The organism is Pseudomonas sp. TH15, assembly GCF_016651105.1.
Lineage (GTDB): Bacteria > Pseudomonadota > Gammaproteobacteria > Pseudomonadales > Pseudomonadaceae > Aquipseudomonas.
In genome coordinates this window covers 1,555,946-1,573,883 of the sequence record NZ_JAEKEL010000001.1, presented here as the reverse complement: position 1 = coordinate 1,573,883, position 17,938 = coordinate 1,555,946, and the positions used below count along the sequence as shown (strand labels likewise).

The window sequence follows — 17,938 nt, the reverse complement described above, 5'->3', positions numbered from 1 at the left end:
CGCCGCGAACGATCTTACGGACACATATTAAGTGCCGCAAAAAGCCAACTAACTGTAACGCCATGAAAGCGAGGGTTCCTACACCCTGCCACCACTCTCGCAGTGACAACGAAAAGACTATCCCTGCAACCCACCGCCCACCAGTTCATGAAAACCGCCGCGACTCGAAGGAAACGTCCGAGGCCTTCGCCCGGAAACCTCACTCCGCCTCTGTCAGCAAAAACGCTAATAAGGCCGATTGCGTCGAATCTTCCGACGCTGAAACTTGAAAAAACTGGCTGACCTTGCAGCGCAAAACCGGCTCGGGAAATGCCTCGAACAACGCCGGATATTCCTCGCTCAGCCACTGCACAGCGTTACTGACCTGAACATCAGCTCCGTCCGCTGCCAACACCGATTCCGGCACTTTCCACCATGGAAACACCTGCCCGGAAACCTGCGCCTTCCCCCGATATCAATGTCCTGACCATTAATCAGTCCACGCGAGATCACCGGCAACAGTTGCGCCGCGCTGACCGCCTCGGACTGCAAGATCGGCGACAAAAACCGCCCATCCCAAAAACGGAAAAACACCGCTTTGCCGTCCGGCATCAACACCTGGGTCAAACTGCGAAAATGCTCAACCACCCCTTCAAGGCTCGCCGAAGAAACCGCCAGCCAGCCCCAATCAAGAGACTCAGTAGTCGCCACCCAATCGAGAAACTCACTGCCTGCCGGGACAATTCCCACGAAGGGCATCACCGCATCCCACTCGGCGTAAATAGTGTCGGCCCAGATTGGGCTCGACGCCCCTTGCCAAGCCCTGGATGGATTGGCGTCGCTGGTTTTGCTGAAAATCGCGAACAATTGTTCCGACGGTTTCAGCGGTACGTTCGCCAGCCACGCCGACGGCGCTAGACATTCAGAAGGCACAAACACCGTCCTTGCAACGCTCACACTCTTCACAGAACGGAGCATCACCTTTCAGGCTCATGATCTGCGCCGCGCTGAGCAACGCCGCCGGGGCTGCGGCGAGTTTCAACGGAACATCCGACGAACTCGCCACTGCTGCCATGACCGGCATCGGCGCACCACCGACCTGAATCGGCACGCTGCTGAAAATCCCGCCGGGGCCAATGTTGATCCACTGCCCACCGGCCTGAATGGTCGCGCTGGCGCCGCCGTCGATGACCACTTGCTGGCCGGCGCTGACATGGAATTGCTGGCTGGCATTTAGCGCCTGGCTGTTCACCCGAATGTGCCGGTCGCCGCTCACCAGCAAGTGGTCGTCCTGTCGCACTTCGGTCTGGCGCTGGCCGTGAGTGATGCGCTGTTCGTCGGCCTTCAATTCATGCCGGGCGGTGCCGGTGACGACGATGCTGCGGGCGTTATCGACCTGTACCTGTTGATCATTCAGCACGTGCTGGGTCCAGTTTCGCTGGGCCCGCAGGTAGATTTCCTCGGCGCCTTTGCGATCCTCGATGCGAACTTCGTTGTAGCCACCGCCGCCGGGACTGCTCTGGCTGCGGAAAATACTGCGGGTCTTGTCGGCCGGCAGGTCCAGCGGAACGGGCGTCGCGGCGTTCGGCAGACAACTCATCACCAACGGTTTGTCGGCGTCGGCGTCGATGAAACCCACCAGCACTTCCATGCCAACCCGCGGAATCAACACGCTGCCATAACGGTCGTGAGCCCAGCCAGTGGCCACTCGCAGCCAGCAACTGGAATGCTCATTGAGCTCGCCATCGCGATCCCAAGCAGTTGAACCTTTACCCGGCCGAACTCATCGCAATGGATCTCGCTGTCGCTCGGGCCGGTGACAACCGCCGGTTGATAACCGAGCATTCGCGGTTTTTCCGGGCCCAGCGGCGGGCGAAAGAACACTGCCCACGGCGTGGCGAGAAAGGTATTACGGTAACCCTGGAATTCTTCCCCGTCGCTGGTGACCGATTCCTCCAGCACTTGCGGCTGTCGGCCATGGTGTTCAACGGCGGTGAGTAGCCACAGATCATTCCAGTCCTGGCGCGGATGCTCGGTAAGTTGCAGGAAATGTCCGCAAACCAGCGAGGATTCATCGCTGATGCCCTCGGCCTGACGATAATCGGCGACATGTCGCTCAAGTGCGCGCTGGGCGAGGTGCTTGCCCGTTTCACGATCGTTGAATTGGCCAGGAAAGTGATAGTCCTCAAGTACCGGCCGCTTTTCCCCGTCGATGCGGCTTTCCAGTTGCAAGCGCGGTTTGATGAAGTTGTAGTCGCGCCGGGTAACCACGCTGGTACGCGTTTCCACGCGCACGTTGAAACGCTTGATGGCCGGGGCACCACCGGCCATGCCACTGCCGGGCAGATAGAGCGTTGGTTCGGCCAGTCGGGGAAACACGGTCTGGTCATCGCCGAACACCAGGCGATGCCCCTCGGGGCTGTGCTGAAAGTGGTAGTGGATGCCGACTTCGGCGCACAAGCGCTGGATGAACGCCAGATCGCTCTCGGCGTACTGCACACAATAATCACGCGGCGGGTAGTCGCTGCCGAGCTGGAATTCGAAGGCATCGCGCAGGATCGCGTGATCCTTGAGGATCCTCTCAACGATTTGCGGAACGCTGAGGTGCTGGAAGATCCGCTGATTGATGCGCCGGCCGAGGTAGGCCAGACGCGGGACCAGGCTGACTTGGTAGCGTGTCAGACGCTTGCCGCTATCCCCTTGGCCAACCCGATAAATCTGACCGTGAATGCCGGAACCGCCGCCATCAAAACTCAGAAACGCCTGACAGTGCAGGAGACTTTCCAGTTCGAGGTCTGGCCGTTCGCTGACCAGTTCCAGATCGAAACGGAAGGGTTGGCTGATGGCTTCCTTACCCGTGAACTCAAGCACCTTGAGCTCATTCTGGACGCCGTCGAGGGTCAACGTGAAACGCGGTTGATTGGCAGGCGCGAACATCCGATGTCTCTCTGCAGAATGAAGGCGGGCGATTCTGCATGAGCGACAAGGGGGGTTGAGCGGAGGTCAGGAAAATCAGATTTTCCCTACTTTTTTAGGGAAATATCCTTCACAAATTAGGATGTTTGGCTACAGACATTCCCTTCAGGAGTACCACTGACCCTGTGGGAGCGGGCTTGCTCGCGAATGCGGTTCCACATTCCGCATGGGTGCAAGCTGACTCACCGCATTCGCGAGCAAACCCGCTCCCACATTTGAACGTCGACGCCACGAAATCCGCGCAAAAAAAAGGCCCACCTCCAAAAGGAAGCGGACCGTTTTCATGTTCAGCGAAAGGTCAGAGCCTCAGCTCATCCCCCATCACTTGTTCAGACGATAGTCCTTCTCGGCCGCATCAAAGCGCATCAGCATGCCTTTGGTCGGTTCGCCCAGTTTGCTGACGATGTAGATCGCCAGGCTGGCGAAGATGAAGCCCGGGATGATTTCGTACAGACCCAACACGTTGAAGTGCTTCCAGACGATCACGGTGATCGCGCCGACCAGGATGCCGGCCAGTGCGCCGTCGCGGGTCATGTCTTTCCAGATTACGGAGATCAAGACAACCGGACCGAACGCAGCGCCGAAACCAGCCCAGGCGTAGCTGACCAGACCGAGCACACGGTTTTCCGGGTTGGCGGCCAGTGCGATGGCGATCAACGCAACCAGCAACACCATGGCGCGGCCGACCCAGACCAACTCAATCTGGGAGGCGGATTTGCGCAGGAAGGTTTTGTAGAAGTCTTCGGTCAGGGCGCTCGAGCACACCAGCAACTGGCAGCTCAGGGTGCTCATCACGGCAGCCAGAATGGCCGACAGCAGTACACCGGCAACCCACGGATTGAACAGGATTTTCGCCAGTTCAATGAACACACGTTCGTGGTTTTCGGTCACAGGAGCGGCCAGCTCGGGGTGTGCCGAGAAGTACGCAATACCGAAGAAACCCACAGCGACGGTGCCGCCCAGGCACAGGATCATCCAGGTCATGGAGATGCGACGTGCTTTAGCGATCGACTTGACCGAATCCGCCGCCATGAAACGCGCAAGGATGTGCGGCTGGCCGAAGTAACCCAGACCCCAGCCCATCAGCGAAATCACGCCGATGAAGGTGGTGTTTTTCAGCATGTCGAAGTTGCTTGGATCGTTCGCTTCGATGGCCAGGAACGTGGTGTCGACGCCACCGGTCGCCAGCAGCACGATGATCGGCGTCAGCAACAGGGCGAAGATCATCAGCGTGGCTTGTACGGTGTCGGTCCAGCTCACGGCCAGGAAACCGCCGATGAAGGTGTAGGCAATCGTCGCCGCAGCACCGGCCCACAGTGCTGTCTCGTAGGACATGCCGAAAGTACTTTCGAACAGACGGGCGCCGGCCACGATGCCGGAGGCGCAATAGATGGTGAAGAACACCAGAATCACGATGGCGGAAATGATCCGCAGCAGGCCGCTTTTGTCTTCGAAGCGACTGGAGAAGTAATCCGGCAGGGTTAACGCATCGCCGTTGTGCTCGGTCTGCACCCGCAGACGGCCGGCGACGAACAGCCAGTTCAGGTAAGCACCGACGATCAGGCCGATGGCGATCCAGCTTTCGGAAAGGCCGGACATGTAAATCGCGCCAGGCAAGCCCATCAACAACCAGCCGCTCATGTCGGAGGCGCCGGCGGACAATGCAGTCACGACGCTGCCCAGGCTGCGACCGCCCAGAATATAGTCAGAAAGGTTGTTGGTAGAGCGATAGGCCATCAAGCCAATCAGCACCATTGCTGCGATGTAGATCACGAACGTGATCAGGGTTGGATTGCTTACGCTCATTCAAATACGCCCTGGCTTTGTTTTTATGTAGCGACGGGGTGTGAAACCGTGCACGAACAACGATGCCGTTCAGACGATTTCCGGTCCCGCGCATTTATGACCGATGTTTCCCCAGGAAAGCCATCAGCCGGCGCACCAGACTTTTTAGCCGGTTGCACCTTGGGCGCGAATCCTATTCAACAACGTAAATAAGGTGCAACCTGTTTCTTGAGAATTAGTTGCACCTAGGTGGCTTTTCATCGAAACACAGCGCTTTTTTGCTCCCTTTCAGGGCAGAGACAGGGCATTTAAGTCAATAAAGGCACCAAGGAGAGGCCGCCATTCCGTTTCGGAATTTATTTCATGATCACCCGCTAATTATTCCGACAAAAAAGGGTTGCACCCGGTTGCACCTCTGTCAGAGCGCAGCTAATCTTGCGGCCAGCTGATGCCACGCGGTCGTGGCAAACATGAGGATAAAAATATGGCTACCACCACCCTTGGGGTCAAACTTGACGACCCAACCCGCGAACGGCTGAAGGCCGCCGCGACCTCGATTGATCGCACGCCGCACTGGCTGATCAAGCAGGCAATTTTCAATTACCTGGAGAAACTCGAGGGTGGTGCAACCCTGACCGAGCTGAGCGGTTTGACTAAGGATTCCGACGACGCCGTCGATGCGCCAACGGATCATACCCATCAGTGCTTCCTCGAATTCGCCGAAAGCATCCTGCCGCAATCAGTCCTGCGCGCCTCGATCACCGCCGCTTACCGTCGCCCGGAACCGGAAGTGGTGCCGATGCTGATGGAACAGGCACGTCTGCCTGCCGCGATGGCCGAAGCCACCAATAAGCTCGCCTCTTCGATTGCCGAGAAACTGCGCAATCAGAAAAGCGCCGGCGGCCGTGCAGGGATTGTTCAGGGCCTGTTGCAGGAGTTTTCCCTGTCGTCCCAGGAAGGCGTAGCGCTGATGTGCCTGGCCGAAGCGCTGCTGCGCATCCCGGACAAAGGCACCCGTGACGCCCTGATCCGCGACAAGATCAGCACCGGCAACTGGCAGCCGCACTTGGGCAACAGCCCGTCGCTGTTCGTCAACGCCGCCACTTGGGGCTTGTTGCTGACCGGTAAATTGGTCGCGACCCACAACGAAACCGGCCTGACTTCGTCCCTGAGCCGCATCATCGGCAAGAGCGGCGAGCCGATGATCCGCAAGGGCGTCGACATGGCCATGCGCCTGATGGGCGAGCAGTTCGTTACCGGCGAAACCATCGCCGAAGCCCTGGCCAATGCGAGCAAGTTCGAAGCCAAGGGCTTCCGCTATTCCTACGACATGCTCGGTGAAGCAGCACTCACCGAACACGACGCCCAGAAGTACCTGGCCTCGTACGAACAAGCCATTCACTCCATCGGCAAAGCGTCCCACGGTCGTGGGATTTATGAAGGCCCGGGCATTTCCATCAAGCTGTCGGCACTGCACCCGCGTTACAGCCGTGCGCAGTACGAGCGTGTGATGGACGAGTTGTACCCGCGCCTGCTGTCGCTGACCCTGCTGGCCAAGCAATACGACATCGGCCTGAACATCGACGCCGAAGAAGCCGACCGTCTCGAGCTGTCGCTGGATCTGCTTGAGCGCCTGTGCTTCGAACCGCAGCTGACTGGCTGGAACGGCATCGGTTTTGTGATCCAGGCCTACCAGAAGCGTTGCCCGTACGTGATCGACTATGTGATCGACCTGGCTCGCCGCAGCCGTCATCGCCTGATGATCCGTCTGGTAAAAGGCGCGTACTGGGACAGCGAAATCAAACGCGCCCAAGTCGAAGGCCTGGAAGGCTATCCGGTCTACACCCGCAAGGTTTACACCGACGTTTCCTACATTGCTTGCGCGCGCAAATTGCTGTCGGTGCCGGAAGTCATCTACCCGCAATTCGCCACGCACAACGCCCACACCCTGTCGGCCATTTACCACATCGCCGGTCAGAACTATTACCCCGGTCAGTACGAGTTCCAATGCCTGCACGGCATGGGCGAACCGCTGTACGAACAGGTTGTAGGCAAAGTTTCCGAAGGCAAGTTGAACCGTCCGTGCCGCGTGTACGCACCGGTCGGCACTCACGAAACACTGTTGGCGTACCTGGTGCGTCGTCTGCTGGAAAACGGTGCGAACACCTCGTTCGTCAACCAGATTGCCGATCAGTCGATCTCGATTCAGGCGTTGGTGGCCGATCCAGTGGCCAGCATCGAGCAGATGGCCACGGTGGAAGGCGGCTTCGGTCTGCCGCACCCGCGCATCCCGCTACCGCGCGACCTTTATGGTGCCGAGCGCGCCAACTCCAGCGGCATCGACATGGCCAACGAACATCGTCTGGCTTCGCTGTCCTGCGCGCTGCTGGCCAGCGCTCACAACAGCTGGAAAGCTGCGCCGATGCTAGGTTGCGCCTCCAGCAGCGAAGCACCGGCACCGGTGCTGAACCCGTCCGATCTGCGTGACGTGGTGGGCCACGTACAAGAAGCGACCGTCGAGGACGTCGACAACGCGATCCAGTGCGCCCTGAACGCTGGCCCGATCTGGCAGGCCACCCCGCCCGCCGAACGCGCCGCGATTCTGGAACGTGCCGCCGATTTGATGGAAGGCGAGATTCAGCCACTGATGGGCCTGCTGGCTCGTGAAGCCGGCAAGACCTTCGCCAACGCCATCGCCGAAGTGCGCGAAGCCGTGGACTTCCTGCGTTACTACGCGGTGCAGGCACGCAACGATTTCACCAACGACGCCCATCGCCCATTGGGTCCGGTGGTTTGCATCAGCCCTTGGAACTTCCCGTTGGCAATCTTCAGTGGCCAAGTTGCTGCGGCGCTGGCCGCCGGTAACCCGGTCCTGGCCAAGCCCGCGGAACAAACCCCGCTGGTAGCGGCTCAAGCCGTGCGCTTGCTGCTCGAAGCCGGGATTCCGGAAGGCGTGTTGCAACTGTTGCCGGGCCGTGGCGAAACCGTTGGCGCCCGTCTGGTCGGTGACGATCGGGTCAAAGGCGTGATGTTTACCGGTTCGACCGAAGTCGCTCGCTTGCTGCAACGCAACGTCGCCGGTCGTCTGGATGCACAGGGTCGTCCGATTCCGCTGATCGCCGAAACCGGCGGCCAGAACGCGATGATCGTCGACTCTTCGGCACTCACCGAACAAGTTGTAATTGATGTGGTGTCGTCGGCCTTCGACAGCGCCGGTCAACGTTGCTCGGCACTGCGGGTTCTGTGCTTGCAGGAAGATTCCGCCGACCGTGTCATCGAAATGCTCAAGGGCGCCATGGCTGAATGCCGTCTCGGCAACCCGGAGCGCCTGTCCGTGGACATCGGCCCGGTGATCGACGCCGAAGCCAAGGCTGGCATCGAGAAGCACATTCAGGCCATGCGCGACAAAGGTCGCAACGTGTATCAGGTGGCCATCGCCGACGCCGAAGAAGTCAAACGCGGCACCTTCGTGATGCCAACGCTGATCGAACTGGAGAGCTTCGACGAGCTGCAACGGGAGATCTTCGGCCCGGTGCTGCACGTGGTTCGCTACAAGCGTAAAGACATCGATCAACTGATCGGCCAGATCAACGCTTCCGGCTACGGCCTGACCCTGGGCGTGCACACCCGCATCGACGAGACCATCGCCAAGGTGATCGACAACGTCAACGCCGGTAACGTCTACGTGAACCGCAACATCGTGGGCGCGGTGGTTGGCGTGCAACCGTTCGGTGGCGAAGGCTTGTCGGGCACAGGTCCGAAGGCGGGTGGTCCGCTGTACCTGTACCGTCTGCTGTCGACGCGTCCTACGGATGCGATCGAACAATCCTTCGCTCGCGGTGATGCCATCGCAGCGCCGGACGTTCGTCTGCGTGATGCCATGAGCAAGCCGCTGACCGCCCTGCAAACCTGGGCTGACAGCAACAAGTTTGCCGACCTGAGCGCCCTGTGCGTGCAGTTCGCCGCGCAATCGCAAAGCGGGATCACCCGTGTTCTGGCCGGCCCGACCGGTGAGCGCAACAGCTACGCGATCCTGCCACGGGAACACGTGCTGTGCCTGGCGGAAGTTGAAGGCGATCTGCTGACTCAACTGACAGCGGTATTGGCCGTAGGTGGTTCGGCGGTATGGCCGGAAGCTGACCTGACCAAGGCATTGTTCGCACGTCTGCCGAAGGAAGTTCAGGCGAGGATCAAGCTGGTTTCCGACTGGAACAAGGACGAAGTGGTGTTTGATGCGGTTCTGCATCATGGCCATTCCGATCAACTGCGTGCGGTTTGCCAGCAAGTGGCCAAGCGTGCCGGGGCGATTGTCGGGGTTCACGGGCTGTCCCAGGGCGAGACCAACATTGCGCTGGAGCGACTGGTGATCGAGCGGGCGTTGAGCGTTAACACTGCAGCGGCAGGTGGTAATGCGAGCTTGATGACTATCGGCTAAACCGGTACAAACCAGGCGCCCGCAATGGACGCCTGGAATGCGAAACCCTTGTGGGAGCGGGCTTGCTCGCGAAGGCGGAGTGTCAGTCGACATCAACATTGACTGTTACACCGCCTTCGCGAGCAAGCCCGCTCCCACAGTTGTTTTGCGGTGTTTGTTAAGTCGGCGCTCTGGCCCAACATCACGCTTATCAATCATCCTGTTCAGCCTTTATCAGCACGCCTAGACTCGGCCCAATCCAAAAAAGGTAAGCCGCCATGTCCGAGACGCTGCTCAGTTCCCGCAATCTGGCTTTCGAGCTGTATGAAGTCCTCGATGCCGAGGGCCTGACCCAGCGTGAGCGGTTCGCCGAGCACAACCGCGAGACCTTCGACGCAGCCATCGGCACCGCCCGCAGCATCGCCGAGAAATTCTTCGCCCCGCACAACCGCAAGGGCGACGAGAACGAGCCGCGCTACGAGAACGGTCAGGCGATTCTGATTCCGGAAGTGAAACCGGCGGTGGATGCGTTCCTTGAAGCCGGTTTCCTCAACGCCGCGCGAAGTTTCGACGCCGGCGGCATGCAACTTCCTACGCTGCTGTCCCAGGCGTGCTTTGCGCATTTCCAGTCGGCTAACGCGGCATCGACCTCTTACCCATTCCTGACCATGGGTGCGGCGAACCTGATCGAAAGTTTCGGCACAGAGGAGCAAAAGCAACGCTTCCTGCAACCGATGATCGACGGGCGTTTCTTCGGCACCATGGCGCTGACCGAGCCCCACGCCGGGTCGTCGCTGTCGGATATCCGCACACGGGCGGAGCCTGCGTCTGACGGCACCTATCGACTCAAGGGCAACAAAATCTTCATCTCCGGCGGCGACCATCCGCTGTCGGAAAACATCGTGCACATGGTGCTGGCCAAGTTGCCGGACGCCCCGGCCGGCGTGAAGGGCATATCGCTGTTTATCGTGCCCAAGTTTTTGGTCAATGATGATGGCAGCCTCGGCAAGCGCAACGACGTGTTGCTGGCCGGGCTGTTCCACAAGATGGGCTGGCGCGGCACCACGTCCACCGCGCTGAACTTCGGCGATAACGGTGAGTGTATCGGCTATCTGGTGGGCAAGCCGCACCACGGCTTGAGCTACATGTTCCAGATGATGAACGAGGCGCGGATCGGCGTCGGCATGGGCGCGGTAATGCTCGGTTACGCCGGTTATCTGTATTCGCTGGAGTACGCCCGCGAGCGTCCACAGGGTCGCGTGCCGGACAGCAAGGACCCGAACACCGCGCCGGTGGCGATCATTCAACACGCCGACGTCAAACGCATGTTGCTGACGCAAAAGTCCTACGTCGAAGGGGCGTTCGACCTCGGGTTGTACGCGGCGCGGCTGTTCGACGACACCACGACCCTTGAGACCGAAGCCGAGCGCAAGCAGGCCCATGAGCTGCTGGATTTACTGACGCCGATCGTCAAATCCTGGCCGTCGGAGTTTTGCCTGAAGGCCAACGAACTGGCGATCCAGATCCTCGGCGGCCACGGCTACACCCGCGAATACCCGGTGGAGCAGTACTATCGCGATAACCGTCTGAATCCGATCCATGAAGGCACCCACGGCATCCAGTCGCTGGACTTGCTCGGCCGCAAACTGGCGCAGAACGGCGGCGCCGGGCTCAAGCAACTGATTCGACTGATCGCCAACACCGCCGAGCGCGCAACCGCGTACGAGTCGCTGACGCCATTGCGTGAACCGCTGGAAAAACTGGTAGCGCGCCTGCAAACCGTGACCATCGGCCTGCTGACGGATCTGGGCCAAGGCAAGGTCAACAGCAGCCTGGCGAACTCGGCGCTGTACCTGAAAGTGTTCGGGCACACGGTGATTGGCTGGCGCTGGCTGGAACAGGCGATTCGCGCTGAGGAAGGGTTGGCCAAGGGCAACGCCGCGGATGTGAGCTTCTATAAAGGCAAGCTGCAAGCGGCGCGGTATTTCCTGACGTGGGAAGTGCCGGGTTGTCACCATGAGTTGGCAATTCTTGAGGCGCGGGATGATGTGTGTCTTGGGATGCAGGATGAGTGGTTCTAACCAGAAGTAATGTGGTGGTGCAGAAATCCATTCGCGAGCAAGCCCGCTCCCACAGTGGTCCGCGTTCAACCACACAACGCGGTCAAATGTGGGAGCGGGCTTGCTCGCGAAGAGGCCCGCACCGACAACACATCAACTCAACTTGAACCCACCCATCTGCCGCGCCAAATCATCCGCCAACCGCTGCAACGTCTGACAATCCTCGCGGCAAGCTCTGACTTCACCCGCCGTCGCCCGCGCCAGATCGGAAATCCCCTGCACATTGCGGTTGATCTCCTCCGTCACCGCCGACTGCTCTTCCGTGGCCGTCGCCACTTGATGATTCATGTCACTGATGCGCTCGATCTGCCCGGTAATCGCGGTCAACGACGTCCCGGTGCGCTGGCTCGACTCAACACCAGTCCCGGTCGCCGCTTGCCCCGAATGCATGGACGACACGGCATTTTCCGCACCTTGCTTGAGACTGCCGATCATCTGTTGAATCTCATCCGTCGATGACTGCGTGCGCCGCGCCAAGGTCCGCACTTCATCCGCCACCACCGCAAATCCACGGCCCATGTCGCCGGCCCGTGCCGCCTCAATCGCAGCATTAAGCGCCAACAGGTTGGTCTGCTCGGATATCCCGCGAATCACAGCCAGCACTTGATCGATGGACGCCACTTGATGCGCCAACTCGCCCACCGCCGTGGCCGCGACGCCGATTTCATCGGACATGCTTTCAATATGCCGGATTGAACCACCGACCACTTCCCGCGCCTGCATCGCTTCATCGCGGGCGGTTTGCGACGCGACCGCGGCATTGCCAGCGTTCTGGGCGATTTCCTGTACGGTCAGGCCCATTTCGTGGACGGCGGTAGCGACCATGTCGGTCATTTCCTGCTGGCGACTGGAGCGCTCGGCGGTGTTGTCCACCACCGCAGCCACTTGGCCGACGGCGGTGCGCAAACGCTCGCTGGTGGTCAGCACTTCGCCGATCATGTCGCGTTGGCTTTCGAGGAATCGATTGAAGCCTCGCGCCAGGTCGCCCAGCTCATCGGCGCGACTGGAATCTAACCTGTGGGTCAAATCTCCACCACCGCTACCGATGGCTACCAATGCGGCTGTTACCTGACGGATCGGTCGAACCATCCCGCGGGCTAATAACACAACCAACATCAGACACACCAGCGCCACCGCCAGGCCGATGCCGCTGCTCATCCACATGGCCCGACGGGCCTCGGCGTAGATCTGCGATTGCGGCACTTCGGCCACCAGGGTCCAACCGAGATCTCGCAGTGGCAGGCTCAACGCCAGAAAATCTTCGCCATTGCGGGTAAAACTGCTGGTGGCAGACGCTTTGGAGGTAGAGAGCTGACCCATTACTGCTTGCGCCGCCGAGGCACCGATTTGCTCGGCCAGTGTGCGTTTACCGCTGAATTGCGCCTCAGGGTGAACCTGGATCAAACCGTCGGAACGCACGAGATAGACCTTGCCGCGCGCACCGAAGTTGAAGTTGTGGATCAGTTCCGACAGCTCTTTCATGCTCAGCCCGAGGCCGGCAACGCCCACGACTTTACCGGCCTGCTCGACCTTGAGGTCGATGAACAGCGCCAATTCTCCGGTCGCGGTGTCATTGTCGATATTGAGGGTGCGCGGCTGATTGCTGTCGAGGAAGGAGTAGAACCAGGCGTCTTTGGGGTTGGAACGACTGAGAGTCCGGTCCAGGCCTTTTTCAGTGATGTAATGGTTTGAAGCCGTGCCGATAATCAACGCGGTAAAGGCTTTGTGTTCGGCGCGGATGCCTTCCAGGTACTTCGCGAAGGTGTCGGTCTGGGCACTGTCTTCGCCCGCTGCCAGCCACTCACGCACCATGCTGTTGCTGGCGATGTCCTTGGCGGCGGTGAGGGGTTGGACGAGGATTCGCTCGATGTCGTTGCGCATCGCTTCGATGCTCGACGGCAGTGCCTGTTCGACCAGATAACTCTGGGCGAGGCGGTTGACCACCAGGGTATAAACGCCAACCACGATCAGAATACTGACCAGCAGGGCGGTGCCCATACTCAGGATCAACTGCCATTGAATACTGCGTCGCCAGAACTGCATGGAGCACCCCCAAAGAATAAGAGGCTGAAACACTGCAACAGCCGTGCCGATTGTATACAACGCAAACGACAATTTTATTCTTTGGTTGTGCGCAAAGCCGATCAGGCCTGATTGATCGTCTTGGAGATCACTTCAACCGTGGCGCTGACTTGCTCTTGGTAACGGTCGAGTTCGAGCTTGTGCTGCTTTTTCATTTCGATCTGCTGGGAACACAGATTCATCGCCGCCAGCACCAACAAGCGGTCACCGATCAGCGTCGGGTACTTCCTTTTGGTGTCGGCCAGGGCTGCCTTCAACATCAATGCGGCATCCAGCAGGGTTTGCTCTTCCCCGGCCGGCGCCTTGATCGAATAGTCCTCCCCCAGGATCGAGACGACTTTTACCCCTGCGGTGCCATGATTCATGCGCTGACAGGGCCGGCGCTGACGCGCTCAACCAAGGCCTGGATGCGGGCGGCGGTGGCGCCTTGTTTTTCTTCCTGTTCCATCAGGCTCAGTTGCAGGCTTTCGTTTTCGTCCTTGGCCTGGGCCAGTTCTGCACTCAGGGTCTGGTTGGTGCCCAGCAGGGTCTGGTTCTGTTGCACCAGGTCGCTGACCAGTTGTTCCAATTGGCTAAGGGATGCTTCCAACATTTTGATTTTCCAAGCATTTTCAAAGGGCGCGTACGATAAAGAAAAGTCACCACCGATGCCAGGGTTATTGGGGCGCAAGGCCTTGATTTTCCTGGCGGGCGACCTTCCTCGCGAACTTTAAAGACTGTGATAGGCGGATCTGGTTCCTGCACTTCGTCGCCGAGCCCTTCCTGCGACAAATACACGCAGTGCCTCAAGACTTTAGTCGTATGACCGATAAGTCATCCATACAGCAGTCTCAGCCCCGCACGGATGCGCTTTTTCGGTAAACACCATGTCCCTTCGTAATATGAATATCGCTCCGCGGGCGTTCCTCGGTTTTACCCTGATTGGCGCTCTGATGCTGATCCTGGGTGTGTTCGCCCTGAACCAGATGAGCAAGATTCGCGCGGCCGCCGAAGACATCACCTCCAACAGCGTGCCAAGCATCAAGAGTCTGGATGAGTTCACTCAGTTGACCCTGCGCCAGCGGGTGTTGTCGTATCGCCTGATGGTTAACCGCGAGCCGGACGTTCAGCAGAAAACCATCGATCTGCTGGAAACCCGCAACCAGCAGATCCGCACCGCACAGACCGTTTATGAAAAGCTGATCAGCAGCCCTCAAGAACGTGCGACCTATGATCAATACGTGCAGCTGCTGGGTCAGTATCGCCAGATTGAAGACCGGATGAAGTCGCTGTCGCGTAACAATCAGGTCGATGAACTGCGCACCCTGCTCAACACCGATTTGCTGACAAACTCTGACGCGATCAACACCGCGCTGAACCGCCTGCTGGAAATCAATACCCAGCAGACCATCGACACCAACCAGCAGGCCTCCGATCAATATGCTTCGGCCTTCAATCTGGTTGTCACGCTGCTGGTGATCGCCACCGGACTGACGTTCCTGTTCGCCTGGTTGCTGACCAATAGCATCACCAAGCCAATCGCCAATGCATTGAGCGCCGCTGAAGAAATCGCTGAAGGCAACCTGACCCGTCCGATCACCGTCGACGGCGAAGATGAAGCGGGCCGTTTGCTGCTGGCCATGTCGAAAATGCAGGACAAACTGCGCGACACCCTGCAACGGATTTCCGGCTCGGCGACGCAACTGGCGTCCGCCGCTGAAGAACTGAACAGCGTCACCGACGAAAGTGCTCGCGGCCTGACTCAGCAGAACAATGAAATCGAACAAGCCGCCACCGCAGTCAACGAAATGACCAGCGCCGTGGAAGAAGTCGCCCGCAACGCCGTGAGCACTTCCGAAGCCTCGAAAAATGCCACGACCTCTGCCGGTGACGGCCGTGACCTGGTGCAGGAAACCGTCAGCGCCATCGAACGCATGAGCGCCGATGTGCAGAGCACGGCGACGCTGATTGGCGACCTGGCCAACGAATCCCGCGACATCGGCAAGGTGCTGGATGTGATTCGCGGTCTGGCGGACCAGACCAACCTGCTGGCCCTGAACGCGGCCATCGAAGCGGCCCGTGCCGGTGAAGCCGGACGTGGTTTTGCGGTGGTTGCGGATGAGGTTCGTGCCCTGGCGCACCGGACTCAGCAGTCCACCAGCGAAATCGAGCGCATGATCGGCAGCATCCAGAGCGGCACCGAACACGCGGTGGATTCGATGCGTAATAGCACCGAACGCGCGGAATCGACATTGAACATCGCGCGTGGTGCCGGCATGTCTCTGGACACCATCAACAGTGCGATTGTCGAGATCAACGAACGCAACCTGGTGATCGCCAGCGCGGCCGAAGAACAGGCTCAAGTGGCCCGTGAAGTGGACCGCAACCTGGTGAACATCCGTGATCTGTCGGTGCAATCGGCGACCGGGGCGAATCAGACGAGTGCTGCGAGCAACGAGCTGTCCCGCCTGGCGCTGGACCTGAACAACATGGTTGGACGGTTTAGCCTCTGATTCAGTAGATCAAGATCAAAAACACCCTCACCCCAGCCCTCTCCCAGAGGGAGAGGGGGAAAGGAGCAGATCTTCATGCTCTTCAAGACCTGAGTTTGGCTCGATATCCCAGTGAGTTCGGCTCGATATCTCAGGTCGATGTGCCTCGCAAGAACTGCTCGGCCAGTCCCCTCTCCCCCGGGAGAGGGTTAGGGTGGGGGCAGCAATCCTTAGCCGAACCAAAATCCCGAACACGCCTGCGCAAAAAGCTTTTTGACAGCATCACATTTCAACAGGTTAGAATCGCTGGCACGCAGACTGCATGGTCAGTTTGTGTCCGCCTTTCAGCTTTCTGGAGTATTGCCTTTGAATGCTACGACCATCAACAGCCTGTTCTTGATCGGCGCGTTGCTGGTAGGTGCGAGCATTCTGGTGAGCTCCCTTTCGTCCCGCCTCGGTATCCCGATTCTGGTGATCATCCTGGCCGTGGGCATGGCCGCTGGCGTCGACGGCGGCGGCATTATTTTCGATAACTACCCAACGGCCTATCTGGTCGGCAACCTCGCGTTGGCGGTCATTTTGCTCGACGGCGGTTTACGCACACGGGTGGCGAGTTTCCGCGTGGCCTTGTGGCCGGCGCTATCGCTGGCCACCGTCGGCGTGTTGATCACCACCGGGCTGACCGGCATGGCGGCAGCCTGGCTGTTCAACCTGAACATCATTCAAGGCCTGCTGATCGGCGCCATCGTCGGCTCCACCGATGCCGCGGCGGTGTTCTCGCTGCTGGGCGGCAAAGGCCTGAACGAACGGGTGACCGCCAGCCTCGAAATCGAATCCGGCAGCAACGACCCGATGGCGGTGTTCCTCACCGTGACCCTGATCGACATGCTCGCCAGCGGTCAGACCGGCCTGCACTGGAGCCTGCTCGGTCATCTGGTGCGCGAGTTCGGCATCGGCGGTGTGATCGGCCTGGGCGGCGGCTGGGTCATGCTGCAACTGGTCAACCGCATCAACCTCGCCAACGGCTTGTACCCGATTCTGGTGATTGCCGGCGGTCTGCTGGTGTTCGCCCTGACCAACGCCTTGCATGGCAGCGGCTTCCTCGCTGTTTATCTGTGCGGTCTGGTGATCGGCAACCGTCCGGTGCGCAGCCGTCACGGCATTCTGCACATGCTCGACGGCATGGCGTGGCTGGCCCAGATCGGCATGTTCCTGGTGCTGGGGCTGCTGGTCACGCCTCACGACTTGTTGCCGATCGCTCTGCCCGCGCTGGGCCTGGCGCTGTGGATGATTTTATTCGCCCGGCCGCTGTCGGTGATGGTCGGCCTGCTGCCGTTCAAAGCGTTCCATGGCCGCGAAAAAGCCTTTATTTCCTGGGTAGGCCTACGCGGCGCGGTCCCGATCATTCTGGCAGTGTTCCCGCTGATGGCCGGGCTGCCGAACGCTCAGCTCTATTTCAACCTCGCCTTCTTTATCGTGTTGGTGTCGCTGCTGGTGCAGGGCACGAGCCTGCCGTGGGTCGCCAAATTGTTGAAGGTGACGGTTCCGCCAGAGCCGGCACCGATCTCCCGTTCAGCACTGGAAGTCCACGTCACCAGCGAGTGGGAAATGTTCGTTTATCGCCTCGGTGCCGAGAAATGGTGCATCGGCTCGCCTCTACGTGAACTGAAAATGCCCGACGGCACGCGTATCGCGGCGTTGTTTCGTGGCCAGCAACTACTCCATCCGTCGGGTAGTACAGTGCTCGAAGTCGACGATTTGCTCTGCGTAATCGGTCACGAACACAACTTGGCAGCGCTCGGAAAACTCTTCAGCCAGGCACCGCAACGCGGCCTCGATTTGCGCTTCTTCGGCGACTTCGTACTCGAAGGAGACGCCCAGCTGGCTGCGGTTGCGGCGCTTTACGGGTTGAAAGTCGAAGGCATCGATCCGGACATGTCCCTGGCCCACTTCATTGCCCAGAAGGTCGGCGGTGCGCCGGTCGTGGGCGACCAGGTGGAGTGGAACAACACCATCTGGACCGTTGCGGTCATGGAAGGGAACAAGATCGGCAAAGTGGGCGTCAGATTCCCCGAAGGAAGTCGCCCCGGTCCGGGCTTGTTCCTCTAAAC

The 17,938-nt window shown here is 59.6% G+C and carries 8 protein-coding genes and 3 pseudogenes; 5 read left to right on the top strand and 6 right to left on the bottom strand.

The genetic code is table 11. The features are described from left to right. Positions 1–199: 199 nt before the first annotated feature. The 3 genes and pseudogenes from JFT87_RS07130 to putP all read right to left on the bottom strand — a co-directional run bounded on the left by JFT87_RS07130 (position 200) and on the right by putP (position 4,761). Positions 200–912 (bottom strand): annotated as a pseudogene (locus JFT87_RS07130) (DUF4123 domain-containing protein). Continuing rightward, positions 902–2,916, bottom strand: a pseudogene (locus JFT87_RS07125) (type VI secretion system Vgr family protein). Before JFT87_RS07125 ends, JFT87_RS07130 begins: the two co-directional pseudogenes overlap by 11 nt. 360 nt (positions 2,917–3,276) lie before the next feature. Then, positions 3,277–4,761, bottom strand: a complete 1,485-nt coding sequence (putP, locus tag JFT87_RS07120; RefSeq protein WP_201200018.1) for a sodium/proline symporter PutP — start codon at positions 4,759–4,761, stop codon at positions 3,277–3,279. 463 nt (positions 4,762–5,224) lie between these two features. Here putP and putA point away from each other — a divergent pair, with 463 nt between their 5' ends. After that, a complete protein-coding gene (putA, locus tag JFT87_RS07115) occupies positions 5,225–9,175 on the top strand; it encodes a trifunctional transcriptional regulator/proline dehydrogenase/L-glutamate gamma-semialdehyde dehydrogenase (protein ID WP_201200017.1) in 3,951 nt (1,316 codons plus the stop codon). A gap of 257 nt (positions 9,176–9,432) precedes the next feature. After that, complete coding sequence (locus JFT87_RS07110; RefSeq protein ID WP_201200012.1) at positions 9,433–11,235, top strand: acyl-CoA dehydrogenase; 1,803 nt, start codon at positions 9,433–9,435, stop codon at positions 11,233–11,235. Between the two features lie 132 nt (positions 11,236–11,367). Here JFT87_RS07110 and JFT87_RS07105 read toward each other — a convergent pair whose 3' ends face one another. From JFT87_RS07105 to JFT87_RS07095, 3 genes are all read right to left on the bottom strand, one after another. Continuing rightward, positions 11,368–13,317 (bottom strand): methyl-accepting chemotaxis protein, encoded by a 1,950-nt coding sequence (locus tag JFT87_RS07105; RefSeq protein WP_201200010.1) that lies wholly within the window; start codon positions 13,315–13,317, stop codon positions 11,368–11,370. A gap of 101 nt (positions 13,318–13,418) precedes the next feature. Continuing rightward, positions 13,419–13,721, bottom strand: a complete 303-nt coding sequence (locus tag JFT87_RS07100) for a cell division protein ZapA (protein ID WP_201200008.1) — start codon at positions 13,719–13,721, stop codon at positions 13,419–13,421. Then, entirely contained in the window at positions 13,718–13,948 is a 231-nt protein-coding gene (locus tag JFT87_RS07095) for a hypothetical protein (protein WP_008149645.1), read from the bottom strand. The genes JFT87_RS07100 and JFT87_RS07095 overlap by 4 nt, the downstream gene beginning before the upstream one ends. A gap of 274 nt (positions 13,949–14,222) precedes the next feature. Between JFT87_RS07095 and JFT87_RS28785 the strand changes: the two are divergent. The 3 genes and pseudogenes from JFT87_RS28785 to JFT87_RS07085 all read left to right on the top strand — a co-directional run. Beyond that, positions 14,223–14,945: pseudogene (locus tag JFT87_RS28785) on the top strand (MCP four helix bundle domain-containing protein); the annotation flags it as partial. Between the two features lie 30 nt (positions 14,946–14,975). Then, positions 14,976–15,848 carry a methyl-accepting chemotaxis protein gene (locus JFT87_RS28780; RefSeq protein ID WP_371925560.1) on the top strand — a complete coding sequence of 291 codons (873 nt, stop codon included), beginning with the start codon at positions 14,976–14,978 and terminating at the stop codon, positions 15,846–15,848. Positions 15,849–16,193: 345 nt separating this feature from the next. After that, positions 16,194–17,936: a potassium/proton antiporter gene (locus tag JFT87_RS07085; protein ID WP_201200005.1), complete on the top strand. Its 1,743-nt coding sequence runs from the start codon at positions 16,194–16,196 to the stop codon at positions 17,934–17,936. The last annotated feature ends 2 nt before the right edge of the window (positions 17,937–17,938 follow it).

Coding starts and splice junctions, on each gene's coding strand:
- JFT87_RS07100 (WP_201200008.1), bottom strand. CDS start 13,721: ATGAATCATGGCACCGCAGGGGTAAAAGTCGTCTCGATCCTGGGGGAG.
- putA (WP_201200017.1), top strand. CDS start 5,225: ATGGCTACCACCACCCTTGGGGTCAAACTTGACGACCCAACCCGCGAA.
- JFT87_RS07095 (WP_008149645.1), bottom strand. CDS start 13,948: ATGTTGGAAGCATCCCTTAGCCAATTGGAACAACTGGTCAGCGACCTG.
- putP (WP_201200018.1), bottom strand. CDS start 4,761: ATGAGCGTAAGCAATCCAACCCTGATCACGTTCGTGATCTACATCGCA.
- JFT87_RS07110 (WP_201200012.1), top strand. CDS start 9,433: ATGTCCGAGACGCTGCTCAGTTCCCGCAATCTGGCTTTCGAGCTGTAT.
- JFT87_RS28780 (WP_371925560.1), top strand. CDS start 14,976: ATGTCGAAAATGCAGGACAAACTGCGCGACACCCTGCAACGGATTTCC.
- JFT87_RS07105 (WP_201200010.1), bottom strand. CDS start 13,317: ATGCAGTTCTGGCGACGCAGTATTCAATGGCAGTTGATCCTGAGTATG.